Annotated in this window: 24 protein-coding genes; 9 read left to right on the top strand and 15 right to left on the bottom strand. The window is 66.8% G+C overall.

Translation table 11 applies throughout. The annotated features are described in order from the left end of the window. Positions 1 to 39 precede the first annotated feature (39 nt). The 4 genes from OEJ37_RS09405 to OEJ37_RS09390 all read left to right on the top strand — a co-directional run bounded on the left by OEJ37_RS09405 (position 40) and on the right by OEJ37_RS09390 (position 3,654). A complete protein-coding gene (locus OEJ37_RS09405; RefSeq protein WP_174417055.1) occupies positions 40 to 828 on the top strand; it encodes an SDR family oxidoreductase in 789 nt (262 codons plus the stop codon). A gap of 61 nt (positions 829 to 889) precedes the next feature. After that, positions 890 to 2,128, top strand: a complete 1,239-nt coding sequence (locus OEJ37_RS09400; RefSeq protein WP_174417056.1) for a styrene monooxygenase/indole monooxygenase family protein — start codon at positions 890 to 892, stop codon at positions 2,126 to 2,128. Between the two features lie 5 nt (positions 2,129 to 2,133). Further along, positions 2,134 to 2,661: a flavin reductase family protein gene (locus OEJ37_RS09395; protein WP_174417057.1), complete on the top strand. Its 528-nt coding sequence runs from the start codon at positions 2,134 to 2,136 to the stop codon at positions 2,659 to 2,661. A gap of 36 nt (positions 2,662 to 2,697) precedes the next feature. Next, the gene (locus tag OEJ37_RS09390) at positions 2,698 to 3,654 is read left to right on the top strand and encodes a transporter (protein ID WP_263344100.1); all 957 of its coding nucleotides are present in this window, start codon (positions 2,698 to 2,700) and stop codon (positions 3,652 to 3,654) included. Between the two features lie 322 nt (positions 3,655 to 3,976). Here OEJ37_RS09390 and OEJ37_RS09385 read toward each other — a convergent pair whose 3' ends face one another. The 15 genes from OEJ37_RS09385 to OEJ37_RS09315 form a co-directional block, all read right to left on the bottom strand. Then, complete coding sequence (locus OEJ37_RS09385) at positions 3,977 to 4,951, bottom strand: type II secretion system F family protein (RefSeq protein WP_263344099.1); 975 nt, start codon at positions 4,949 to 4,951, stop codon at positions 3,977 to 3,979. Between the two features lie 36 nt (positions 4,952 to 4,987). Further along, positions 4,988 to 5,965, bottom strand: a complete 978-nt coding sequence (locus tag OEJ37_RS09380; RefSeq protein WP_174417060.1) for a type II secretion system F family protein — start codon at positions 5,963 to 5,965, stop codon at positions 4,988 to 4,990. 33 nt (positions 5,966 to 5,998) lie between these two features. Then, entirely contained in the window at positions 5,999 to 7,366 is a 1,368-nt protein-coding gene (locus OEJ37_RS09375) for a CpaF family protein (protein ID WP_174417061.1), read from the bottom strand. Between the two features lie 19 nt (positions 7,367 to 7,385). Next, positions 7,386 to 8,594, bottom strand: a complete 1,209-nt coding sequence (locus tag OEJ37_RS09370; protein ID WP_174417062.1) for an AAA family ATPase — start codon at positions 8,592 to 8,594, stop codon at positions 7,386 to 7,388. A 22-nt stretch (positions 8,595 to 8,616) separates the two neighbouring features. Then, positions 8,617 to 9,060, bottom strand: coding sequence for a TadE/TadG family type IV pilus assembly protein (locus tag OEJ37_RS09365; protein ID WP_174417063.1), 444 nt, complete (start codon positions 9,058 to 9,060; stop codon positions 8,617 to 8,619). After that, entirely contained in the window at positions 9,057 to 9,590 is a 534-nt protein-coding gene (locus OEJ37_RS09360; protein ID WP_174417064.1) for a TadE/TadG family type IV pilus assembly protein, read from the bottom strand. Before OEJ37_RS09360 ends, OEJ37_RS09365 begins: the two co-directional genes overlap by 4 nt. A gap of 12 nt (positions 9,591 to 9,602) precedes the next feature. Then, entirely contained in the window at positions 9,603 to 10,868 is a 1,266-nt protein-coding gene (locus OEJ37_RS09355) for a pilus assembly protein TadG-related protein (RefSeq protein ID WP_263344097.1), read from the bottom strand. A 25-nt stretch (positions 10,869 to 10,893) separates the two neighbouring features. After that, on the bottom strand, positions 10,894 to 11,196 hold the full coding sequence (locus OEJ37_RS09350) for a hypothetical protein (protein WP_174417066.1): 303 nt from the start codon (positions 11,194 to 11,196) through the stop codon (positions 10,894 to 10,896). Positions 11,197 to 11,217: 21 nt separating this feature from the next. Further along, the gene (locus tag OEJ37_RS09345; protein ID WP_263344096.1) at positions 11,218 to 13,146 is read right to left on the bottom strand and encodes a type II and III secretion system protein family protein; all 1,929 of its coding nucleotides are present in this window, start codon (positions 13,144 to 13,146) and stop codon (positions 11,218 to 11,220) included. Positions 13,147 to 13,250: 104 nt separating this feature from the next. Next, on the bottom strand, positions 13,251 to 14,090 hold the full coding sequence (gene cpaB / locus OEJ37_RS09340) for a Flp pilus assembly protein CpaB (protein WP_175920050.1): 840 nt from the start codon (positions 14,088 to 14,090) through the stop codon (positions 13,251 to 13,253). A 35-nt stretch (positions 14,091 to 14,125) separates the two neighbouring features. Beyond that, a complete protein-coding gene (locus tag OEJ37_RS09335; RefSeq protein ID WP_263344094.1) occupies positions 14,126 to 15,526 on the bottom strand; it encodes an ATP-binding protein in 1,401 nt (466 codons plus the stop codon). 32 nt (positions 15,527 to 15,558) lie between these two features. Further along, the gene (locus tag OEJ37_RS09330) at positions 15,559 to 16,098 is read right to left on the bottom strand and encodes a prepilin peptidase (RefSeq protein WP_263344093.1); all 540 of its coding nucleotides are present in this window, start codon (positions 16,096 to 16,098) and stop codon (positions 15,559 to 15,561) included. Between the two features lie 28 nt (positions 16,099 to 16,126). After that, positions 16,127 to 16,336 carry a Flp family type IVb pilin gene (locus OEJ37_RS09325; protein WP_174417071.1) on the bottom strand — a complete coding sequence of 70 codons (210 nt, stop codon included), beginning with the start codon at positions 16,334 to 16,336 and terminating at the stop codon, positions 16,127 to 16,129. A 91-nt stretch (positions 16,337 to 16,427) separates the two neighbouring features. Continuing rightward, positions 16,428 to 16,610 (bottom strand): Flp family type IVb pilin, encoded by a 183-nt coding sequence (locus OEJ37_RS09320; RefSeq protein WP_152857964.1) that lies wholly within the window; start codon positions 16,608 to 16,610, stop codon positions 16,428 to 16,430. A gap of 140 nt (positions 16,611 to 16,750) precedes the next feature. Beyond that, positions 16,751 to 16,942: a Flp family type IVb pilin gene (locus tag OEJ37_RS09315; protein WP_263344090.1), complete on the bottom strand. Its 192-nt coding sequence runs from the start codon at positions 16,940 to 16,942 to the stop codon at positions 16,751 to 16,753. A 1,049-nt stretch (positions 16,943 to 17,991) separates the two neighbouring features. On the opposite strand from OEJ37_RS09315, the gene OEJ37_RS09310 reads away from it, so the two are divergent. From OEJ37_RS09310 to OEJ37_RS09290, 5 genes are all read left to right on the top strand, one after another. Then, entirely contained in the window at positions 17,992 to 19,230 is a 1,239-nt protein-coding gene (locus tag OEJ37_RS09310) for a glycosyltransferase family 87 protein (RefSeq protein WP_174417073.1), read from the top strand. After that, positions 19,227 to 20,576 carry a glycosyltransferase family 87 protein gene (locus tag OEJ37_RS09305; protein WP_263344089.1) on the top strand — a complete coding sequence of 450 codons (1,350 nt, stop codon included), beginning with the start codon at positions 19,227 to 19,229 and terminating at the stop codon, positions 20,574 to 20,576. The genes OEJ37_RS09310 and OEJ37_RS09305 overlap by 4 nt, the downstream gene beginning before the upstream one ends. Positions 20,577 to 20,600: 24 nt before the next feature. Then, positions 20,601 to 21,644, top strand: coding sequence for a glycosyltransferase family 2 protein (locus OEJ37_RS09300; protein WP_174417075.1), 1,044 nt, complete (start codon positions 20,601 to 20,603; stop codon positions 21,642 to 21,644). Between the two features lie 16 nt (positions 21,645 to 21,660). Continuing rightward, positions 21,661 to 22,044 carry a GtrA family protein gene (locus OEJ37_RS09295; protein WP_174417076.1) on the top strand — a complete coding sequence of 128 codons (384 nt, stop codon included), beginning with the start codon at positions 21,661 to 21,663 and terminating at the stop codon, positions 22,042 to 22,044. 406 nt (positions 22,045 to 22,450) lie between these two features. Next, positions 22,451 to 22,954: an inclusion body family protein gene (locus tag OEJ37_RS09290; RefSeq protein ID WP_152857976.1), complete on the top strand. Its 504-nt coding sequence runs from the start codon at positions 22,451 to 22,453 to the stop codon at positions 22,952 to 22,954. Positions 22,955 to 22,986 lie beyond the last annotated feature (32 nt).

Below are 22,986 nucleotides of genomic sequence, written 5' to 3'. Positions count from 1 at the left end.
GCGGCCCTTCCGTCACCCTTCGATTCCGGGAGATACCCCATGACTACCCTTGCTGGCAAAGTCGCGATCGTCACCGGCGGCGCCACGCTGATCGGCGCCGCGGTCGCGCAGGACCTGACCCGTGCCGGCGCGTGCGTCGCGATACTCGATCTCGATACCGAGAACGGCTCGCGCGTCGCCGATGCGCTCGGCGAACGCGCGATGTTCGTCGCGATCGACATCACCGACGACCGTGCGATCGAGCGCGCGGTGTCGGCCATCGCCGAACGGTTCGGCGCGATCGACATGCTCGTCAACCTCGCGTGCAGCTATGTCGACAACGGCATCCAGGCGACCCGCAACGACTGGCTCGCCGCGATGGACGTGAACGTCGTGTCGGCGGCGATGCTGGCGAAGGCCGTTCATCCGCACATGGTCCGGCGCGGCGGCGGCGCGATCGTGAACTTCAGCTCGATCTCGGCCCAGTGCGCGCAAACCGGCCGCTGGCTGTATCCGACCTCCAAGGCGGCGATCCGCCAGCTCACGCGCAGCATGGCGATGGATCTCGCGCCCGACCGGATTCGCGTCAACTCGGTGTCGCCGGGGTGGATGTGGTCGCGCGTGATGGACGAGTTGACGCACGGCGACCGCGCGAAGACCGATCGCGTCGCCGCGCCGTTTCACCTGCTCGGCCGGGTCGGCGATCCGTCGGAGGTCGCGCAGGTCGTGACGTTCCTGTGCAGCGATGCGGCGAGCTTCGTGACGGGCGCCGACTACGCAGTGGACGGCGGCTATTCCGCGATGGGCCCCGAACAGGCGGTGCCGGCCATTCCGCGCCTGGCGGAATGACCGCCCGCCGCCGCTCCCCGCAACCATTCCGGCCGGCATCCGGCCATCCAAGGACATTCTCATGAGACGCATCGCTATCGTCGGCGCCGGCCAGTCCGGCCTGCAACTCGCCTTCGCCCTGCTCGACCAGGGCTACCACGTCACGCTCGCGACCAACCGCGACGCGGAGCAGATCCGCGCCGGCAAGGTCATGTCGAGCCAGTGCATGTTCCATACCGCGCTGCAGATCGAGCGCGATCTCGGCCTGAACACCTGGGAGGAAGCGTGCCCGTCCGTCGAAGGCATCGGCATCGCGGTGCCGCACCCGGACGGCAACGGCCGCAAGGCGATCGACTGGTCGTCGCGGCTGACCCGCTATGCGCAGTCCGTCGACCAGCGCGTGAAGATGGCCGACTGGCTCGACGGCGTTCGGCGCCGCGGCGCGGACGTGCGTATCTGCGACGTCGACGTGCCCGAACTCGAGGAACTGGCGCGCAGCCACGATCTCGTGCTGCTCGCCGCCGGCAAGGGCGAAATCGTCAACCTGCTCGGCCGCGACGACGCGCGCAGCGCGTTCGACCGCCCGCAACGCGCGCTCGCCCTCACCTACGTGAAAGGGATGGCGCCGAGCCAGCCGTATTCGCGGGTGCGCTTCAACCTGCTGCCCGGCATCGGCGAGTACTTCGTGTTTCCCGCGCTGACCACGACGGGCCCGTGCGAAATCATGGTGTTCGAAGGCATTCCGGGCGGCCCGCTCGACTGCTGGGCCGACGTGAAAACGCCCGAGCAGCACCTCGATCGAAGCCTGTCGTTCCTGCAGCAGTATGTGCCGTGGGAATTCGAGCGCTGCCGCGACGTCGAGCTGACCGATCCGAACGGCACGCTGTCCGGGCGCTTTGCGCCGACGGTGCGCAAGCCGTTCTTCCGGCTGCCGTCGGGCCGCACGGTGTTCGGGATGGCCGATGCGGTGGTGGTCAACGATCCGATCACGGGCCAAGGATCGAACAACGCCGCGAAATGCGCGAAGGCCTATTTCGACGCGATCGTCGCGCGCGATGCCGCGCCGTTCGGCGAGGACTGGATGCAGCAGACGTTCGAAGGCTACTGGGCCTACGCGCAGCATGTCGTGCGCTGGACCAACTCGCTGCTCACGCCGCCGCCGCCGCACATTCTCGAACTGCTCGGCGCGGCCGGCCAGTTGCCGTCGCTCGCCGCGGCGATCGTCGACGGCTTCGACGATCCGCGCCGGTTCTCGCCGTGGTGGTTCGAGCCGTCGGCGTGCGCGGCGCTGATCCGCGAACACAGTACCCGTTCGGAGTAACCGACATGGAAACGACCGTTACCTGCAGCCCAAGCGTCGACCCGATGCAATTGCGTGCCGCGTTCGGGCAGTTCCCGACCGGCGTCACCGTGATCACCACGTGCGCGGCCGACGGACGCAAGGTGGGCCTCACCGCCAACTCGTTCTCGTCGCTGTCGCTGGATCCGCCGCTCGTGCTGTGGAGCCTTCGCAAGGTCGCGCCGAGCCGGCCCGATTTCGTCGCGGCCACCCACTTCGCGATCAACATCCTCGCGCACGACCAGATCGACCTGTCGCGCCGCTTCGCGACGCCCAGTGCCGACAAGTTCGACGGCGTGCTTCACGTGGATTCGGACAGCGGCGGCGTGCCCTGCCTCGACGGTGCGAGCGCGCGCTTCGTGTGCCGCAACGTCGGCCATTACGAAGGTGGCGATCACCTGCTCTTCATCGGCCAGATCGAGCAGTTCGACGCGTTCGGCAAGGCTCCGCTCGTGTTCCACGCCGGCCAGTATCGTGCGATTGCCGATCACCCCGATCTTTCACGCATCGTTTGATTAGTTATACAAATAAATATCCAGGAGGTGGTGAACATGAAACTCGGCTCTCGCCTGCTCGTCGTCGCAGGCCTCGCGATCGCCGGCCTGGCCGGCCACGCGTCGGCCAACGCGGCCGACCTGCCGCCGGTCAACCTCGGCATGACCAGTTTTCTCGACGGGATGCCGCCGGCCGGCTCCGGCTGGTACGGCACGCAGTACCTGCAGTACTACACGGCCGGCCGCATCAACGACAATGCCGGCAACAAGGTCGGCCTGCCGAAGCAGGACATCGACCTGTTCGCGGGCCTGAGCCAGCTCGTCTATCAATCGCCGCTGACGTTCGCCGGCATGCATCCGGGCCTCGACGTGATCCTGCCGTGGATTGCATCGGCGCGTACCGACGACGGCATCGGCAACGTCGCGCTGAATTCACGGGCCGGGTTCGGCGATCTGCTGATCGGCCCGTTCATCCAGTTCGACCCGGTGATGGGCGCGCAGGGCCCGCGCTTCGCGCAGCGCGTGGAATTCCAGTTCATCGCGCCGACCGGCGCGTACGATCCGTCGCGCGCGATCAACCCGGGCAGCCATTTCTGGTCGTTCGACCCGTACTGGGCGGCGACGCTGTGGCTGACGCCGAAATGGACCGTGTCATGGCGCCTGCACTATCTGTGGAACGCGACCAACCATCAGCCGGCCGCGTCGCTCGGCCCCGACGTGACGTCGACCCGGGCCGGCCAGGCGATCCATGCGAACTTCGCGACCGAGTATGAAGTGCGCCCGGGCCTGCGGCTGGGGCTCAACGGCTACTGGCTGCGCCAGACCACCGACATGAAGGAAAACGGGCAGGACGTGCCCGGTACGCGCGAGGCCGTGCTGGCAATCGGCCCGGGCGCGATGGTCAGCTTCTCGCCGCACGATCACCTGCTGTTCAATACGTACTTCGAGTTCCAAGCGCGAAACCGGCCGCAGGGGACGCGGATGGTGCTGCGTTATGTGCATCACTTCCAGTGATGCGGTGACGCGGCGGGCACGCGAACCGGCTTGCGCGAGCGGCGCGATTCGTTGCCCCGCGCACCGGCCGGGAGGCCGGCAACGGCCTTCAGGGGCAGCAGTAGGGGGCAGCCGACGAAGGCGGTGGACTACGGCTTGTTCCATGGCCGACCATGGGTCCAGGATGCATTGACGCCGCTATGGTCGACCTGTCTCGCGGCGCCGCCTGGGGAGGGAGCCTCCATGAAGCCTGTTGCCGTGCCGGCCGGCGCGTGTGTCGGGGCCGGCACGCAAAACCTTCAGCTGCACAGGCGAAGCCGCGCGTGCCCGCCGCTCACGGCGCTCACGGCGCGATGGTGACGAACGTCGGCAGCAGCACGCGATAGACGTGAATCATCGCCGGCCCGAGCAGCACCAGCATCAGCGCGGGAAAGATGCAGAAGATCAGCGGGAACAGCAGCTTCAGCGCGATCTTCGCCGCGCGCTCTTCCGCGCGCATGCGCCGCCGCGTGCGCAGCATGTCCGACAGCACGCGCAGCGATTCGCTGATGCTCGTGCCGAAGCGATCGGCCTGGATCAGCATCGCGCAGAACGATTCGATGTCCTCGACACCGGTGCGCAGCGCGAGATTACGCAGCGCCGTCTCCTTCGTGAAGCCGGAGCGCATCTCGAGCAGCAGCAGGTCGAGTTCGCTCGCGACCACCTCGCTGCGGAACCGCAGCTCCTCGCTCACCCTCATCAGCCCCGCGTCGAGCCCGAGCCCCGCTTCGACGCACACCGTCAGCAGGTCGAGCGCATCCGGGAAATCCTCGAAGATCTTCTGCTGGCGCGCCTTGATCCGCTTCGACAGCACGACGTTCGGGATGTAGTAGCCGATTCCGGCGAGCGCCACGAGAATGACCGACAACAACTCGCGCTCATCACCGAGCTTGGTCGTGATCAGCCCCAGCAGCGCCGCGCACGGCAACGCGAGCGCGAGCAGCGTCTTCGCGGTGAAGTAGAGTGCGGCCGCGCTCTGGTTGCGCCATCCGGCATTCATGAGCCGGATGCGCAGCGGCGAATTCTCCCAGCCCTCCTTCGGCACCGACAGCTTCGAGATCGGGGTGGACAGCTCGACCAGCTTCGCGACCCAGCGCGACGCCAGGTCGTCGCCGTCGCCCGAGCCCGCGACGGCGCCCCCACCGGCACCGCCCGCCTGCTGGAGCCGGCGCTGGATGCTGCGCGGCGCGAACAGCAGCATCGCGACGAGCACGCCGCCGGCCACGAAGATGAACAAGCCGCCCAGCATCACGGCCTGGACCACGCTCAGATTTTGCATGACAGCCTCGCAACGGTTCGTTATTCGATTCGCGCGTCAGACACGAATCCGGACAATACGGCGAATCCACAACATGCCGAGAAGCATCGACATCAGCATCCCGCCGACCAGCTTGAGCCCTGCCGGATCCTCCCAGAGCACGGCCAGGAACTCGCGGTTCACCACCGCCATCACCGCGGCGGTGCCGAACGGCAGCAGCCCGAGAATCCACGCCGACAGCCGCCCTTCCGCCGACAGCACGCGCACCTTGTCGAACAGCTTGAAGCGCTCGCGGATCAGCGCGGAGATGCTGTCGAGCAGCTCGGCCAGGTTGCCGCCCGTATCGCGCTGGATCAGCACCGCGATCACGAAGTAGCGCAGGTCCTGCACCGGCACGCGCGTCGCGAGGTTCATCAGCGCGTCGTGCAGCGACACGCCGTAGTTGACCTCGTCGAACGTGATCCGGAACTCGCCGCCCATCGGATCGGGAAACTCTTCGCCGACCATCCCGATCGTGCCCGTGAACGAATGCCCGGAACGCAGCGCGCGCGCGATCATGTCGCAGATGTCCGGCAACTGCCGCTCGAGCTTGAGCATCCGGCGCGCACGGCGGCGCATCATGTGCATCGTCGGCAGGCACGCGGCAAGCAGCGCGACCGGCAGCGCGGCCAGTTGCGGCAACGTGGCGAAGCTCAGCGCGAGCCACGCGATTGCCGCGAACACCGCGCTGAGCACGATCAGCTTCGGGAGCGTCCAGTCGAGGCCCGATTGCTGGATCACGAGATCGAGCGAGTGCACGCGCGGCAAGCGCATCAGCAGCCGGTCGAACGGCTTCGAATCGTCGAGCATCCGCTTCTTCAGGATCGACAGCCGCTCCTGCTGCACGTTGCCGCCGGCCGACATCGCGCGAATGCGCGATTCGATCCGGCGCGCGGCGGCGCCGTGCCGCGCGTTCCACCATTGATAGACGCCTTCGATCGCGAGCACGACCGCGACGAAGGTGAGAATCACAAAACCGTAAAAGATCGTGTTCATGAAGCCTCCCCGAATGCAAGCAGCGACAGGCCGTCAGTTCGTCTCGTAACGCTGGGACGGGTCGTACAGCGAATCCGGCAGGTTGATGCCGAACGCCTGCAGCCGCTCGACGAACTTCGGCCGCACGCCGGTCGCGCAGAAGTGGCCGCGTACCGTGCCGTCGCGATCCACGCCCGTACGCTTGAACGTGAAGATCTCCTGCATGTTGATGATGTCGCCTTCCATCCCGGTCAGTTCCTGGATGCTGACGATCTTGCGCTTGCCGTCCGTCAGCCGCGCCGCCTGCACGACCACCGAGATCGCCGACGCGATCTGCTGGCGCATCGTCTTCGGCGGCAGCGACAGGCCGGAGACGTTGATCATGTTCTCGAGCCGCGTCAGCGCATCGCGCGGCGTGTTCGCGTGGATCGTCGCGAGCGAGCCTTCGTGCCCGGTGTTCATCGCGTTGAGCATGTCGAGCGCTTCGGCGCCGCGCACTTCGCCGAGGATGATCCGGTCCGGCCGCATCCGCAGCGCGTTGCGCACCAGCGTGCGCTGCGTGATCTCGCCCTTGCCCTCGATGTTCGGCGGGCGCGTCTCGAGCCGCAGCACGTGCGGCTGCTGGAGCTGCAGCTCGGCGGCGTCCTCGATCGTCACGATCCGCTCGTTGCGCGGGATGAAGCCGGACAGGATGTTGAGCAGCGTCGTCTTGCCGCTGCCCGTGCCGCCCGACACGAGCACGTTCACCTTCGCGCGCGATAGCGCGTCGAGCAGCTCCGCCATCGGCGGCGTCAGGCTGTGGAAGCGCACCAGGTCGTCGATCTTCAGCGGGCTGACCGCGAAGCGCCGGATCGACATCAGCGGCCCGTCGATCGCCGACGGCGGGATGATCGCGTTCACGCGCGAGCCGTCCGGCAGCCGCGCATCGACCATCGGGCTCGATTCGTCGATGCGGCGCCCGACGCGCGACACGATCTTCTCGATCACCTTCATCAGGTGCGCGTCGTCGTAGAACGTCACGTCGGTCAGTTCGAGCTGGCCGAAGCGCTCGACATAGACCTGCCGGTACGTGTTCACGAGGATGTCGGAGATGCTCGGGTCGCGCAGCAGCCCTTCGAGCGGGCCGAAGCCGAACATCTCGTCGTACACGTCGAGCGCGAGCTGCCGCCGCTCGATGTCGTTCGCGGGCGTGCGCTGGTCGTCGAGGATGCGCGAGATCAGCGAGGAGATTTCCTGGCGGACCTGCTCCTGCTGCAGCCGCGACAGGCGCTCCAGCTCGACGCGTTCGAGCACGGCCTGGTGAATTTCGCGGCGCAGCTTCTGGTATGCGTCGCGTACCGACGAATGCGCCGGGCCGGCCGGTTCGCTGCCCGCCGCCAGAGGCTGGGCCCGGTGCAAGGACATCTGTTCGCGCAATGACATGATGAATTCCCCGAAAGAGTTACATGGACTTGAGCTTCGGCGTGACCTTGCGCCCGAAGAGCCTGGAGATCAGCGGTTCGCTGTGCGCCGTGCTGCGTCCTGCGCGCACTTCCCCCTCGACGAGTTGTTTCGCGCAACCCTGCAAGGCACGCGCGACCGCGGTGCCGCGCGCGAGCCGCGATACCGGATGCCCCTGGTTGATCGCCTCGAGCACGGTTTCGGCATCGTCGGGAATCGTGCACGCGGCATGCAGGCCGAGCACTTCCTCGAGCGCGGTGCGGGTCCGGTCGCTCGCGCGCGTTGCGCGGTTCACGATCAGACGCAGCCGGTCGGTCGAATAACCGAGCGACACGAGGATCTCCAGCAGCCGGCGCCCCGCGCGCACATGCGGCATCGCGGGCTGCAGCACGATCTGGATCTGGTCGCTGCGATCCAGCGCGACCATCGACAGCGGATTGATGCCGACACCGACGTCGAAGATCACGAAGTCGTAGCGCGGCGCGGCGACGCCGAGGATCCATTCGAGCGCGTCCTCGCGCATCTCGGCGGCCTTCACGGGATCGCCGGCGCCCGCGAGCACGTGGAAGTTCTCCGTCACGTGCGCGACGCTCGCGTCGAGAAACGCGCTGTCGAGCCGCTCGATCTGCGCGCAAAGCTGCGGCAGCGTCGACGGCGGGGTTTCGTCGCTGACGAGGAACGCCGCGTCGGCGAACTGCTGGTTCAGGTCGATCAGCAGCACGCGGCGCTTGAAACCCTCGGCGATCTCGAACGCGACGTTACTGGCGACGAAGCTCGTGCCGGTCCCGCCCTTGCACGACATGAACGACACGATCCGCGTATCGTCGGTGTCGCTCCGCGTGCTTTGCACGGCGGCACGCTCGAGCGCGTTGCCGAGCGCCTGCCGATCGAGCGGCCACTGCAGCAGGTCGCGCGCGCCCGCGCGCATCGCGTCCAGCAGCACGTTAGGCGATGCGTCGGCCGTCACGAGGATGCAGGTCAGGCCCGCGTGCGCGCGGCAGATCCGCTCGATCGCCGACAGCTCGGACGGGTCGAACGACGTGCCGTCGACCAGCAGGATGTCGAACGCGTCGAGCCCGTCGGTGCGATGCTCGATCTGCGACGGGCGGCCGGTTGCGCGTGTCGCGCGATAGCGTCCGCAGTCGGCCACGAGGCGCGCGATCTGCGTGAGCCGCGCGGTGTCGTCGGAAGCTACGAGGATGTTGATCATGTCGTGTACCTCGTCTGTTCGATTAATTGCAAGCGTTGCCGCCGGTCGCGGAGTTCAGGCTTTCGCGCGGCAGCGTCGTCGTGAACGGCGGCATCTTCACCGTGACGTTCACGAAAGGGATCATCGTCTTGACCGTGACGTTCGTGACGCTCACGGTCACGAACGAGCAGGTGGTCACGTCGCAGCTCGCCGGCGAGTAGTTCACCGATACGTTCGCGGTCGACAACAGCGGCAGCAGCGCCGTCACGCGCTTCGCGACGCCGGCGGCATTCACGTCGCAGACCACCGCCGTGCGCGCGCCGAGGCGCACGGCCTCGCTCGCGGTATTCCAGTAGAACAGCACGCGGCCGAATTCGAAGATGCCGATCAGCAGCATGATCAGCACCGACGCGATGAGCCCGAACTCGACCATCGTCGAGCCTCGCTGGCCGCGCCGGCGCGACAGGGGGAAAGGGCGCGCGCTCATGACACTTGCCTCATCACGGTGATGATGTTGCCGAAGGTGATCGACATCAGCCCCGGATACGCGGGGATCGGCTGGTACGTGTAGCCCTTGACCTTCACTTCGACGACGTTGATCGCACCTGTCGCCGTGCCGCTCGCCGCGTTGTTGTTCGCGTCGTAGGTCGGCAGGTTCGAGAATTGCGACGGGTCGGACGCGTCGCTGCAGCCGGTCGTATGCGACGCATCGCAGATGGTCACCATCGACGTGGTGAGCCCCGGCACCAGCTCGGTGCCGGCCGACCCGCAGGTCGTGCTGCCGTACACGACGAGACACTGCGCCGCCGACACCGGATACGCGCTGTCGGTCGGCAGCCAGATCGACAGGTAGCGCGCCGCGTCGCGCGTCGCCTTGGTCAACGTCTCGTACTGGTAGATCGCGCGGCCGAACTCGGCCACGCCGGTCGCGAGCACGATCATCGGCATCAGCACGAGCGCGAATTCGACGGCGGCTGCGCCACGGGTGCGCGAACGGCGAAACGGGGACCTTTTCATGATCGCCTCTCCCTATTGAACGAGCATCGGCACCTGGATCCCGGACGCGCTGCCGTCGCCGGGCAACCCGTGCGTCGCGCACGGGTTGTTGCCGGACACCGACGAGCCGAGGTATTCGAGGTGGGCTATGACATTGCCGCTGCCGGCGCTGAACGGCAACGGATCGAGCATCAGCACGCAATCCCATTGCGTGACGTGCACCTTGCCGCTGGCGCCGTTCAGCGCCGAGCAGTCGCCTTCCGGCGCGAGCGCGACACGGCGGTCGCCGCCAAAGGTCTGGTAGTTGCTCGCCGTCGTGGTGCCGTTGGTGGCGATCCCGCTGCCTGCCGGCGGCGGGCCGTCGCCCTGGTAGGACTTGAAGCTCGCGCGGTCGGTCACGAACTGCGTGTACGCGTCGCCCTTGATGCCTGCCGTCCCGGGCGGCCCGTAGTTCGGGCCGACATACGCGTAGCCGGTGAAGTCGGGCTGCCCGCTCGAGCCGTTCGCGCCGTTCGTATAGATGCCGAAGCGCGTATTCCAGGCGCGCAGCGACGCCGATTTCAGGCCGGTGCTGCCGAGGTCCGGCGGGCTCTTGATATTGCAGGTGTTGCCCGACAGCTCGCTCGCGATGGTCGGTTCGTTCGTCGAGCCGTCAAGCGCCGCCCAGCCGAAGTTGCCGGGCCCGTAGGTCGAACCGGACGGCGACGTGATCCAGTCGCCGACGTTGTAGGACGGCGCGCCCGTCGCGCGGCACACGAACACCGGGATCGCACAGGTGGTTTGCCCGCCGCCGACCGTCGCGATCGCGCTCGCCGACACTGTGGCCGCGTTCGCGAGCTGCGTGCCCGGCAGCACGTTCAGCACCTCGATGAACCAGTGCGCGATATTGCTCAACGTCGCGGTGCACTGCACGTACTTGATGTTCGCCGGCGTCGTGACCGAGTTCTTCGGCAGGAACGGATTGGACAGCGAATCGCTGAACGTGACGTTCGAATTCGTCACCATCTGCACCGACTTGTTCTGGAAGAACACGAAGTTCAGGTGGCCGGCGGCGATCCCGTCGGCCTCGGCCACCGACAGGCTGATGGCCGAAGTCAGGTCACGCGCAGCCGACAGCGCGCACGCATCGGCGCTGTTCTGCAGTTCGCTGCGCGTGACGTACAGCTTGCCGAGGTCCAGCGCGAGGCCGACGAACCCGATCATCACCGCCAGTGCGAGACCGACGATGATCGCGACGGCGCCGCGCTGGCGATGGAGGCCGCGACGCGTGACTTTCGGATAACGAGCTGCGCTGGACATGGCGTTCTCCCTGAGCGTGCTGTCGTTATTGCGCGGACTTGCCGATGCCGATCACGAACGCATTGGCCGGCGGCTGGACCTGCTTGAACGACTTGTCGTAGTTGTCGAGCGCGGCCGCGGCAGCGCCGCCGTCGACGCCCGCCGCCGACGCCGATGCCGCGTGTTCGGCGGCATGCGGGTCGATGATCTGGGCCTGCATCACGGAGCGGACCGAGTCGCCGAAGCGGCTGTCCCACACCGGGGTCGACGACATGCAGCCGGCAAGCGCGAACGCGAGCGGTGCGGCGAGCGCCGCGCGGCGCACGAATACGAGGTAGGCGGATTTCATGGAGCTTCCCCTTGGATGGCTTCAACGATCGGTGGACTTGGGTTCCGAGCGCGCGACCTGCGCCCGGGCAACCGCGGGCACCCGCTGCTTCGGTCGCGCCGCCGGCTGGGCCGACGTGTCGGGGCCGGCCGCGGCGAGGCGTGCGGCGGCGGCTTCGATACGCGCGACGCGGGCCGCGTTTGCCGTGTCGGGCTGCGGCGCGGTGGCCGCCACCGGCGCGGATGTCTTCTGCGGCTCGGCCGGCACCGGCGGCTGTGCGTCCGTGCCTTGCGGTGCGCGCGGCGCGGGCAGCGCGGCGGCCGCGGCGGCGGGCGCTTCCGATTGCGGTGCCGGTGCCGGTGCCGGTACCGGCGCCTGGGCCGGTGCCTGCGGTGCCGCCGCTGCGCCGTTCATCGGTTGTGCGCCCGGCTTGCGAACCCCGCGGCGGCCTTCCATGTTGCCCGTCGCATACACGTCGGCCTCGTTCGGCTTCGAGAAGCTGTCGGTCGGCAGCGGCACGTCCGCGGTCTGCAGCGGCTTCACGAGGTGCGGCGTGATCAGGAAGATCAGCTCGGTGCGGTCCTGCTGGAACGACGTGCTGCGGAACAGCGCGCCGAGCACCGGCACTTCACCCACACCCGGGATCGCCTTCAGCGCGCCGCTCGCGTTGTCCTTGATCAGCCCGCCGATCGCGAACGATTCGCCGTCGCTCATCTGGACCGTCGTCGACGCACGCCGCGTCGTGATCAGCGGCAGGATCGACGTGCCGCCGATGTTGGACGCGCTCAGCGTGACGCCCGTCTGCGACAGCTCCGACACTTCCGGTGCGACCTTCAGGCTGATCCGGCCGTTCGACAGCACCGTCGGCGTGAACTTCAGCGCGACGCCGAACTCCTCTTCCTGCAGCGTGATCGTCGAGATGCCGTTGCCGCTGCTTTGCGGGATCGGGATGAAGATCTTGCCGCCGGCGAGGAACGTCGCTTCCTGGCCGCTGATCGTCACGAGATTCGGCTCCGCGAGGATCTTGACGAGGTTGTCGGTGTTCTGCGCATCGGCCGCGATGTTGAACGGCTTGTTGTTCGCCTTGCTGAAGGCGACCGCGCTCGAGACGCCCGCGAGCAGGCTGCTGACCAGCGCGCCGCTCCACGAGCCGAACCCGCCCTGGATGTTGAGCGCGCTGCCCATCTGGTTGATCAGCGTCTTCGACACCTCGGCGACCTTCACCTCGAGCATCACCTGCTGCGGCGACGTGACGCTCAGCATGTTCAGCACGCCGCCGCCCGGCTTGCCGCCCGCGGCGGGGTCGCCGCCGCTGTCGCCGTATGCGCGTGCGATCTGCATGGCCTGCTGCGCGGCCTGCGAGTTCGACACGCTGCCCGCCAGCACGATCGTGCCGGCGGCGGTCGACACGTGGATGTCGCGCTCCGCCGGCAGCAGTTGCTGCAGCGATGCCTGCAGGCCGCCGGCGTCCGCACCGACCGCGACGTCGATCACGCGGCATGCGCCGCTCTTGCCCTGCACGATCATGTTGGTCGTGCCGACCGAGAGCCCGAGGATGTACAGCGTCTGCGGCGACACCATCGTCGCCTGCGCGACGGCCGGGTTGCCGATCGTCCGATTACGGACCGGCTCCGGCATCGGCACCAGCAGCGACTTGCCGAGCGGCACGCTGACGCTGGTCGACTCGCGCACGGCGCCGATGCAGTTCGGCCCGCGCAGCGGCCCCGCCGCAGCGGCGGCCGCGGCGACAGGCGCTGGCGCCATGCTGATGGTCATCTGCACGGGCCCCTTGCCGATCGCGGCCGGCGCGCTGGCGCCGCCCTTCGTCAGCACGCCCGCCTCGATGCCTTCCTGGGCCAGTGCGCCATAGACGGTCAGCCATCCCGAACAGAGGATCGCGGCCATCATCGTGCCCCGTGCCACGCGCGTCCGCAGCGGGCCGGTACCTGTGCATTGCGGTTTGATCTTCATTTTGTGTGATCCCCCGAGAGACCGGCGCCGTGCCGGTTGTCGACTTCCGAGGCCGCCGTACCCTGCCGGCGGCCGATCTGTTTATCTGGCTGTGTTGATCTGCTTCAGAAACATTCCACGCTGCCCTTCACGCCCGTCAGCACGCCGACGCAGTCGCGCCGCGCTGCCGCGTGCGACGCGACGTGCACGCGCACCGTCCGCACCTGTGCGGGAGCGGGAAGCGGCGGCAGATCGGGTACGGGCGGCTTGCCGAGCAGCGTCATCTTGGTCGCGCCATCCGTATTCATCGTCTTCTGGTCGATCTGGTTGCGCAGCACGAGCGACAGCGTGCCGACGCTGCGCGCGAGGTCGAGCCGTTCGGCCTGGTCGGGCGTGACTTCCAGCGTGACCGCGTTGACGACCTTCGGTGCGGTGTCGTCGCGGCTGACCTGCTGCGCGACGGCGAGCACGAGGATGTGCTCGAGCACGATCTTGGAGATGCTCTGGCCGTCGGTCTTGCCCTGCTGCTCCTGCGTGTTGACGATCACGTCGACGTAGGTGCCCGGCAGCGCGAAGCCCGCGACGCCGACCACATCGTTCACGCGCACCGTGATCGCGCGGCTGCCGTCGGCGATCACCGCGGACAGCCCGCCCTTCGTGCCGAGCGGCGCCAGCTTCGACTCGATCACCGGCTCGCCGCGCGCGAGGCTGGTGCGCACCACCCGCCCTTCGAGCACCTTCGTATCGGTGAACGCGCCGGGCGGCACGCTGCTCGACGGCCAGCTCACAATGTGGATCTGGTTCTGCCCGAGCGGCTCGCCCAGGTTCAGATCGGCGGCCGCCACCGCGACGGGCGTGACCGAGCTCGTGGATGTCTGCACCAGCCAGTGGGACGCGAACACGACCGCGGCAAGACCCGCGACCATCGCGACGGCCAGCATCATGAGCGCTCGACTGTTTTTCATGGCAATGCTCCTCGACGATTCGTAAAAAAAACGGCTCAACCGGTGATGTACGTACGTCCGCCTCGCTCGACGGGCGGCGTATGGTTGCCGTCCCGTTCGGGCGCTGCGCCGAAATAACTCGCCCACGCGTCGTACAGCGCGTCGTGCGTCACCTCGGGCGGATCGCCGCGGTAACGCGCGCCGGCGGCGACAAGGCGCAGAAGATCCGCCGGAAAGCACGCGAGAAACGCCTTGCCCGTCGGCAGGTGCAGCCGATGCAGCAGGAACTCGAATGCATCGCTCGCCGAGACGAGACCGAGCGATGTGCAGGCCGCGTCGTACACCGCGCGGTAGTGGTCGATCGACAGCGCGCCGACGTGAAGCTTCGAGCCGAGGCGGCGCAGGAACGCGTCGTCGCAGAACTGCTCCGGCGCGAGGTTGCTCGAGAACACCGGCCACACGTCGAACGGCAGCACGAAACGGTTGCCGGATTCGAGCGTCAGGAAATCGACGCCGCGATCGAGCGGGCGCAGCCAGCGATTGAGCAGGTCGCGCGGCTCGACGCGCTGGCGGCCGAGATCGTCGACGATGTACATGCCCATGTTCGCTTTCATGTGCGGCGGTGCCTGGTAGAAGCCGGCCGCCTCGTCGCGGCGCAGGTCGAGCTCGTCGAGCGTCAGTTCGCCGCCGGACAGCACGACCGGCCGCTTGCACAGGCGCCAGCGGCGATCGACCGACTGGCCGCCCGATTGCGGTTCCGCGTCGACATGCACGAGCGGGTCGTAGATCTGGATCACTTCACCGGCCGCGCAGATCGCGTGCGGCACCGGCACGCGGCCGTGCATCAGCGAGCCGAGCCGCTCGGCGAGGAAGGTCTTGCCGCTGCCGGCCGGGCCGTAGATCAGCAGCGGACGGCCGGCGTTCAGCGCCGCGGCCGCCGCGTCGATGACCGACGTGTCGATCACGATGCCTTCGAACGCGGCCCACACGTCGCCCTGGTCGATATGCAGCTTGCGCACCGAATGCACGCTCACGGATTCGAGATACGCGGCGAGCGTGACCGGCGCGGGCCCGCTGTAGCTGCTGCGGGCGCGTTCCTCGAGCGCGAGCACGCGGCCCGCGTCGGTCAGGCGGAACGTCACGTCGAGATCGGTCGCGCCGCGATGGGTGAGCTCGACGAGATGCTCGCGCACCAGGAACGCGAAGACGTCGTCGAGCACCGCGAGCGGCAGGCAGTGCCGCTCGACCAGGTCGCCGTACGACGGGCGGCCGAGCATCAGCGTCGACTTCAGCACCAGCCCGGCGACGAACGTCGTGCTCAGCCCGGTTTCGCCGAGCGAGCGCGGCGCCGCCGGCAACTGCGCGCCCAGCTTCGTATTGGCCTCCCGCGACGGCAACGGATCGGGCAGTTTGGATACCTGCGCGTCGCGTCTCGGTTCGGTGTGATTCGTGTTCATGGTCGTTCCGTCCTCGTTGCGGGTTCGTCGCGCTATGCGCACGACGCGAACAGCATGCCCAGCGTGCCGGCCGCGATCGCGACGCCGTACGGCAGCGTGCCGACCGATGCGATTTCCGCGGGGCTGTCGGCTGCCCCTGCGCGCGCCCCTTGCGAACGATGCGCGAGCAGCGCGCCGACGTTCGCCCACATCTGGCGCATCCGCCCGCGCAGCAGCGCGAACGCGATGGCACCGATCCCGCCGGCCACGAAGGTGGCCAGCACGATGTAAAACGTCATTTCCGCGCCAACCCATGAGCCGATCGCGAGCATCAGCTTCACGTCGCCGGCCGCCATCCCGCGCAACAGGTAGAGCGGCAGCAGCAGGCCGAAGCCGGTCGCGGCGCCCGCAAGCCATCCGAGTGCGCCTGCCAGGACGCCGTGCAGCATGCACTGGGCGACCAGCGCACCGGCCAGCCCGGCCGCGACGAGGCGGTTCGGAATGCGGCGGGACGCGATGTCCGTGCCGGCCGCCGCGACCGCGAGCAGCGTCACGCACAACGGAACCGGGTAAGGCGGCGCAACAGGTAACATGGCGAACCTCGCGTAGCGAATCGATGGATCAGGAAACCATGGTCAGCGCGGTGGTCACTGCAGCCGTCACGGCTGTTGCGATCCCCGCGTACATATCGGCCAGCGAGTCTTTCAGCGTGACGACGCTGCCGAGCACCGCGACGGCGAACATCGCCCCGAGCAACGCATACTCGATCGACGCGACACCCTGCTCGTCATCGATCCAACGTCGACATGCGACACGCACCCTGGCTTGCATGATGGTCTCCGGTTCCGGTTGATCGGATCACGGGGGACGGCTCGAACACTGCACCGGCCGAGCCGTCCACGCGCTCTGCTTCTCGATGACATCAAACCGCAGCGGTCAGATCGGCAGCAATCGTCGTGAACACATCCTTGAGTTCCGTGCCGACCGCGGTCACTGCCACGATGATGCCCACCGCGATCAATGCGGCGATCAGGCCGTATTCGATGGCCGTTACACCGTCTTCATCGCGAACGAAGCGGCTGACTTGTTGAATGAGCTTGGACATGATGATCTCCTTACGTGGTGACTTTCAAAGCCCTCGCGTGCCGGCTGGATCGATCGATCTGGCTTCGATACGTCGAGGAAGTTGCTAATGCCGTGTGGTGGCGACAAACGATCCGAATGAGCCGTTCGCCGTACCATCCATCAGATGGCCGTTACTGCCGAGTCCAGAGTCGCGGCGACCGTGCTGAACACAGTCGACAGATCCGTACCGATCGTCGTCAACGCGACGACGATGCCTAGCGCGATCAACGCGGCGATCAGGCCGTATTCAATGGCCGTCACGCCGCTCTGGTCCGTCGTGAACCAGGCGATCTTTTCGATGACTCTTACCATGAGCATTCTCCATTCGGACTGCTATTAAATTCCCTTCGTCGATCGAGACGTCGGGGACGGGCACCACCGGCACTACAAGAAAATCGAAACGTGACGCTCAGCTGTGGGAACAGGGATGCGCACACCTGTCCGTGCGAACGGATTTCTGTGAGGGGGAACGCGAAAGATGCGCGTCCGATTCGACGAGCCGGATAAACCGGGCTGGACGATCGACCTGAACGGCATGGCTGCCGCTCGACGCACGGAGTTCGATTGAACGGGAGCAAAACTCCCGGCGATGCTGAAAATCGCTTTTGCCGCGGCTCGCGGGCCGCGATGTGCTCTGCTGTTTCATTTTTATTCCCCGACTGCTGCGATACCGATTTCTTTTTGCCCTGACGATCCCGGGTCTCGTTGGCCGATCGACGAAAGTTCTCGCGGTTCGTTGACCTGGAGCTGCGTGTTCCCCGTCGCGCTCCGGCCTTCTTTTCCGCAGATGATTCCGAAGCTGGTTCCGTCCGTCTGTTCCTGGAACCGCCCGGTCGTCACGCCGCCGACTGCCGTGCCAACGCTTACGCAAAGAGCAGGCCATCTCGAGCGAAATCCCGGCGCATCAAGGGTTCCGGCGATCTCCGGGTTTCCGTGCCAATGGCGCGACGGCCGAAATGTTTCAACTTTGATATATGCATTCCCGCGAGCGGGGTACGCCGGAACGCTCGCCGCCGCGCTGCACAAAGGGTCCAAAAAATTTTCTCGGGACTTTCCCGGACGCGGGCAGCCGGTTGCGTTTCACGGCACGGGCGGGATGCGACACCGCTCGAAAACGCGGAATGTTTCAAGCCAGAAACATAAATCCGGCCCGGGCCGTTTTCTCGTGCCTGAAAACGCGGTTTTCACACCTGTCACCGATTAATCGGGATCCCGGCTTTCGGTGCGTGGTTTGCAACTCGAGATTTTTTCTTCAACAATGCATTCACCGGACAACGCCGTTCAGAGCGATTCGATCCGGCGGCACGACAACGTGAAACGGCTGCGACAGACCAAGCAGCCTCCACCACATACGGGGCATCATGTACACAGCCAATCGTGGAACGCGCGATCGCGCAATACGCTGTGCTCAATGGCTGACAGCTGACCGGATCGTTCCGTACAGCTGCATCATGCTGATGCTCTTCGTCGCGCTGCTGGCCATCTGGGGCGTCGTGACGGACGGCTTCACGTCGAATTCCAGCGCCCGCCCGGGCATCGACTTCTCGGTCTTCTGGACCGCATCGCATCTCGTGTTGCAAGGCCATGCCGCAGCGGCCTACGACACCACGTCATTCCTGCAGGCCGAGGCCGCGCACTTCGGTGCGTATCTGCAGCACCGGCCGCTTCCCTGGCTCTATCCGCCGACGATGTTGCTGTTCATCGCGCCGGTTGCCCTTGTGCCTTTCCTGCCCGCATATTTCCTCTTTTTCGCGGGCAGTCTTTTATGCTACGCGTTCGCCGTCTCGCGGTTGTCGGGATTGCGCGCGCATCTTCCGCACCCGCGCGCCGCGGCGCTCGTCGTGGTCGCGTATTCGGCGGTGTGCATGTCCGCGCTGTTCGGCCAGAACAGCATCCTGACCGCCGGCCTCGCCGCGCTCGCGCTGCATCTGCTCGGCAAGCGCCCGGTTGCGGCCGGCGTGCTGATCGGGCTGCTCGCGATCAAGCCGCAACTGGCCGTCGTGTTCCCGTTCGTGCTGATCGCGGCGCGGGCATGGCGCACGTTTGCGGCGGCGGCGATCAGCGCGACGCTGTTCGCGGCGGCCGGCATCGCGCTGGCCGGCCCCGGCGCGCTGCACGGGTTGAGCCACGCGATGCAGACGGTACGCGACCAGCATTTCATGCTCGCATCGTACTGGCTCGCGTCGCCGACGCCGTTCGCCGCGCTGCGGCTCGCGGGCGCGCCGGTGGCGGCTGCGCTGGCCGCGCAAGCGGCGGTCGCGCTGCTGGCGATCGCCGCGGCCGTCGACGTGTGGCGCCGCACGCGCGACATGCGCCTGCGCGGCGCGGTGCTGGCCGTCGCCACGCTGCTGACGACGCCATATCTGTGGCATTACGAGCTGACCTGGCTCGGCATCGCGATCTTCTGCCTGATCGCGCACGGCCTCGACGAAGGCTGGCTGCCCGGAGACCAGGGCATCCTCGTGCTTGCGTGGCTGTTGCCGATCTTCGAGCTGTTCAACCGGCTGATGAAGCTGCCGCAGATCGGGCCGGTCGTGCTGCTCGCGGTGCTGTTCGTCGTCGTGCGCCGCACGGCACTCATGTCCCGGAGCATGCAATGAAAGCGCCTTCGTTCGCCCGCCACGCGCATTCCGCCGTCGATCTGCATCCGGAACTCCCGATCGCGGGCCCGCGCCGCTATCCGCACTGGCTCAATCGCGATCGCGTGCGCCTCTATGCGACCGCCGCGCTGCTGACGGAACTGCTGTTCATCGTCATCTACGTGACCCGCGTGTTCCTGTCGCACAAAGGTGCACTGGAACAGCTGTCGCAGGATTTCTCGCCGATCTGGAGCGCCGCATGGCTCGCCGCACACGGGCATGGCGCCGACGCATGGCATTTCCCCGCGCTGTTCGCGATCCAGAAGCTCGCGATCCCGACGATAAGTATCGCGGACGGCACGCTGCCGTGGCTCTATCCGCCCACCACGCTGCTGTTCGTGGCGCCGCTCGGCTGGCTGCCGTACATGGTCGCGCTGGTGCTGTGCCTCGGCGTCACCTACGCGCTGTTCGCCGCGACCATCCGCGCGACCGTGCAGCGCGATGCCGCGTGGCTCTGCGCGCTCGCGTTCCCCGGCGCGTTCCTCACCGTGATCGTCGGCCAGACCAGCCTCCTTACCGCGACACTCGCAGGCGTCGGCCTGCTCGCGCTGAACCGCCGCCCGGTATGCGCGGGGATCTGCTTCGGCTTGCTGACGATGAAGCCGCAACTCGCGGTGCTGTTCCCGCTCGCGCTGCTGTGCGCGGGCCAGTGGCGCGCGCTGGCCGCGTGGGCCGCGACGATCGCCGGCAGCGCCGCGCTCGCGACGCTCGCGTTCGGTGTCGGCCCGTGGATCACGTTCGTGCATGTGATCGGCAACGTCTACGCGATCGTCGGCGCCGGCCACGCCAAGCTTGCGCGCATGCCGACCGTGTTCGCACTCGCGACGATGGCCGGCTGGCCCGCGATCGTCGCGCGCGGCCTGCAGCTGCTGTCGGCCGCGGTCGCCGCGATCGCCGTCGTCTACGCGTGGCGCGGCACGTGTTCCTACGCGCTGCGCGCCGCGACCCTCGCGTGCGCATGCCTGCTCGTCAGCCCTTATCTGTACGACTACGACCTGACCTGGTACGGCATCGTGATCGCGTGGTACGCGCGTTATGCGTGGACGCACGGCTGGCGGCGCTTCGATCGCGAATGGCTGATGCTGCTGTGGACGATGCCGCTCGCGGGCCTCGTGATCGTCTCGCATCTGCCGTTCCAGTTCATGCCGCTCGTGACGCTGGCATCGCTCGCGCTGCTCGTCAGCCGGATCGCGCAGGAAAGACACGACGTGCCGTCGATGCCCGACGCGCGCGACGACTCGACCGAGACCGGCTTCGCACATCCGGTCCGACCGCACCACCGCCCGACGCTCGGCGCAGGCCGGTGAAGCGACATTACAAGGGGAATCATCATGCGGGAACCACTCTACACGCCGCTCATCTCGCTGGTCGTGCCGTTCTATAACGAAGGCGAGGCCGTCGAGCGCTTCTTCGACGTCGTGATTCCGTTGCTGACGTCCATCGATGCGATCCGCTTCGAGATCGTCTGCGTGAACGACGGCAGCCGCGACGACACGCTCGAACGCCTGATCCGGATCAGCACCGGCGAGCGGCGCGTGCGCGTGATCGATCTCACCCGCAACTTCGGCAAGGAAGCGGCGCTGACGGCCGGCCTCGACGAAGCCGCCGGCGACGCGGTGATCCCGCTCGACGCCGACCTGCAGGATCCGCCGAGCCTGATTCCGGTGATGATCGAACACTGGCGCAACGGCGCGGAAGTCGTGGCGGCGAAGCGCAGCAACCGCGCATGCGATTCGTTCGCGAAGCGCACCGCGGCCGCGATCTACTACCGCGTGCACAACCTGCTGTCGGACGTGAAGCTGCCGGAGAACGTCGGCGATTTCCGGCTGATGGACCGCAAGGTCGTGAACGCGCTGCGCAGCCTGCCCGAGCGGCACCGCTTCATGAAGGGGCTGTTCGCGTGGGTCGGCTACAAGACCGTGATCGTCGAATACCAGCGCGACCCGCGCAGCGCCGGGCACTCGAAGTTCTCCGGCTGGAAGCTGTGGAATTTCGCGCTGGAAGGCATCACCAGCTTCAGCACGGTGCCGCTGCGCAGCTGGACCTATATCGGCGTCGGCATCGCCGCGCTCGCGTTCCTGTACGGCACGTTCATCATCTTCCGCACGCTGCTGTTCGGCAATCCGGTGCTTGGTTACGCGTCGCTGATCTCGGTCACGCTGTTCATCGGCGGCATCGAGTTGATCGGGATCGGTGTCGTCGGCGAATACATCGGGCGGATCTACGACGAGTCGAAGCAACGGCCCGTCTATCTGATCCGCCGCCGCTACCAGGCGCACGCCAAGGTGATCGAGCTCCCGGTCGCGCGCGACGCGCGCCGCCAGATCGCACGCCGGCGCGTGCAGCCGAACCGTGCGCGGATCGACGTACGCTGAACGCGCGCAAACGGCCATGATCGACCTGCTCCATGCGGAGCGCACGAGGCTCGTGCGCTTCGGCTTGTCCGGACTCGGTTCGACCGCGATCCACACGCTGGTCGCGTCCGCGCTGTTCGCGCTGTTCGATGCGACGCTGGTCGCCGCGAATGCGGCCGCATTCCTCTGCGCCACCGCGTTCTCGTATCTCGCGAATACGCTGTGGAGCTTCTCGTCGACGGTACGCACGCGCAACGCGCTGCGTTTTCTCGTCGTCACGCTGGCCGGCTTCGTCGAAACGCTGCTGCTGGCGCGTGCCGCCGAAGCGCTCGACGTGTCGCGCGCGGCGAGCATCGTCGCGATCGCGCTGCTGGTCCCGCCGTCGACGTTCGTGCTGCACCGGCTCTGGACCTACCGGTAAGCACGCGATCGCTTGCCGCCCGGCGGCCCGCTGCCTGCTGCGAACCGCCCCTTCCCGCTCTCGAATCGTCACGCCACCGCGGCGACGATCGCTCGCGATCGCGCCGGCCAGCTCCCCCTTTCTCGTCCCGAAAATAATCAGCCAATCAATTAACAGATTCAATTTAACTCTATTTATGCAACGCATCGATTCGATTGAATCCGATTTTCAAATTAACCGCCGATAATCATTTTATCGACCCTGTTTACTTTTACAGCTTTCATAATTAACCGAACGGGATAACCTGCATTCGCCGTCGCAACCGGACGTGCCACATACCGCACGAAGCCTTGCAGGACAAGGCGACGGCGGCTGCACGAAGCAATTCGCGCAACGATAAGTCCCATTACTTCAAACGGGAGCTTCTATGTCACGCGTTACCGATGTACTCGTCTCGATCGATACCGAAACCATTCTCAAGAATTATCCGAATCCCAGCAGGGATCCGAAAAGCCCGACGCTGATCGACTGGAAGCACGTGTACATGGTCACCAACCAGGACAACGTGGTTTCCGGGCAGGCGGGCGGCGAACTCGACCTGAAGGCGCAGGTCGGCGACCTGATCCGCTGGCGCGAAACGAGCCTGTCGCTGGGCTTCGAGAAGCAGGTGATCTTCTACGGCTTCATCGCCAACCAGGGCAAGGACCTGATCTCGACACCCACGCCGCGCAAGGCCACCGCGTCGATCCCGATTCCGAACCCGAGCTCGCCGTCCACGCCGACCTGCCAGAAGGTCGACAACTACTACTGGTCGTCGGAAACGCTGTCGGAAGGGCGCGTCACCTACCACTTCTACTTCCAGATCATCGACCGCAACTGCCAGTCGCTGGGCTGCTACCAGTGGGATCCGTTCATCTCGATCCACAACTGATCGCAGCACGCGGGCGGCCGCGCGGCGGTCGC

Origin of the sequence: Burkholderia sp. BKH01, assembly GCF_025685725.1 — a bacterium.
GTDB classification, from domain to species: Bacteria; Pseudomonadota; Gammaproteobacteria; order Burkholderiales; family Burkholderiaceae; genus Burkholderia; species Burkholderia pyrrocinia_C.
This window is presented reverse-complemented; position numbering and strand designations above follow the sequence as displayed.

Bases quoted from the DNA above. Each gene is read 5' to 3' on its own strand.
- OEJ37_RS09380 (WP_174417060.1), bottom strand. From the start codon at position 5,965: ATGAACACGATCTTTTACGGTTTTGTGATTCTCACCTTCGTCGCGGTC.
- OEJ37_RS09385 (WP_263344099.1), bottom strand. From the start codon at position 4,951: ATGCAAAATCTGAGCGTGGTCCAGGCCGTGATGCTGGGCGGCTTGTTC.
- OEJ37_RS09315 (WP_263344090.1), bottom strand. From the start codon at position 16,942: ATGGTAAGAGTCATCGAAAAGATCGCCTGGTTCACGACGGACCAGAGC.
- OEJ37_RS09345 (WP_263344096.1), bottom strand. From the start codon at position 13,146: ATGAAGATCAAACCGCAATGCACAGGTACCGGCCCGCTGCGGACGCGC.
- OEJ37_RS09320 (WP_152857964.1), bottom strand. From the start codon at position 16,610: ATGTCCAAGCTCATTCAACAAGTCAGCCGCTTCGTTCGCGATGAAGAC.
- cpaB (WP_175920050.1), bottom strand. From the start codon at position 14,090: ATGAAAAACAGTCGAGCGCTCATGATGCTGGCCGTCGCGATGGTCGCG.
- OEJ37_RS09360 (WP_174417064.1), bottom strand. From the start codon at position 9,590: ATGAAAAGGTCCCCGTTTCGCCGTTCGCGCACCCGTGGCGCAGCCGCC.
- OEJ37_RS09310 (WP_174417073.1), top strand. From the start codon at position 17,992: ATGTACACAGCCAATCGTGGAACGCGCGATCGCGCAATACGCTGTGCT.
- OEJ37_RS09300 (WP_174417075.1), top strand. From the start codon at position 20,601: ATGCGGGAACCACTCTACACGCCGCTCATCTCGCTGGTCGTGCCGTTC.
- OEJ37_RS09295 (WP_174417076.1), top strand. From the start codon at position 21,661: ATGATCGACCTGCTCCATGCGGAGCGCACGAGGCTCGTGCGCTTCGGC.
- OEJ37_RS09355 (WP_263344097.1), bottom strand. From the start codon at position 10,868: ATGTCCAGCGCAGCTCGTTATCCGAAAGTCACGCGTCGCGGCCTCCAT.
- OEJ37_RS09305 (WP_263344089.1), top strand. From the start codon at position 19,227: ATGAAAGCGCCTTCGTTCGCCCGCCACGCGCATTCCGCCGTCGATCTG.
- OEJ37_RS09395 (WP_174417057.1), top strand. From the start codon at position 2,134: ATGGAAACGACCGTTACCTGCAGCCCAAGCGTCGACCCGATGCAATTG.
- OEJ37_RS09375 (WP_174417061.1), bottom strand. From the start codon at position 7,366: ATGTCATTGCGCGAACAGATGTCCTTGCACCGGGCCCAGCCTCTGGCG.
- OEJ37_RS09350 (WP_174417066.1), bottom strand. From the start codon at position 11,196: ATGAAATCCGCCTACCTCGTATTCGTGCGCCGCGCGGCGCTCGCCGCA.
- OEJ37_RS09400 (WP_174417056.1), top strand. From the start codon at position 890: ATGAGACGCATCGCTATCGTCGGCGCCGGCCAGTCCGGCCTGCAACTC.
- OEJ37_RS09390 (WP_263344100.1), top strand. From the start codon at position 2,698: ATGAAACTCGGCTCTCGCCTGCTCGTCGTCGCAGGCCTCGCGATCGCC.
- OEJ37_RS09335 (WP_263344094.1), bottom strand. From the start codon at position 15,526: ATGAACACGAATCACACCGAACCGAGACGCGACGCGCAGGTATCCAAA.
- OEJ37_RS09365 (WP_174417063.1), bottom strand. From the start codon at position 9,060: ATGAGCGCGCGCCCTTTCCCCCTGTCGCGCCGGCGCGGCCAGCGAGGC.
- OEJ37_RS09330 (WP_263344093.1), bottom strand. From the start codon at position 16,098: ATGTTACCTGTTGCGCCGCCTTACCCGGTTCCGTTGTGCGTGACGCTG.
- OEJ37_RS09370 (WP_174417062.1), bottom strand. From the start codon at position 8,594: ATGATCAACATCCTCGTAGCTTCCGACGACACCGCGCGGCTCACGCAG.
- OEJ37_RS09290 (WP_152857976.1), top strand. From the start codon at position 22,451: ATGTCACGCGTTACCGATGTACTCGTCTCGATCGATACCGAAACCATT.
- OEJ37_RS09405 (WP_174417055.1), top strand. From the start codon at position 40: ATGACTACCCTTGCTGGCAAAGTCGCGATCGTCACCGGCGGCGCCACG.
- OEJ37_RS09325 (WP_174417071.1), bottom strand. From the start codon at position 16,336: ATGCAAGCCAGGGTGCGTGTCGCATGTCGACGTTGGATCGATGACGAG.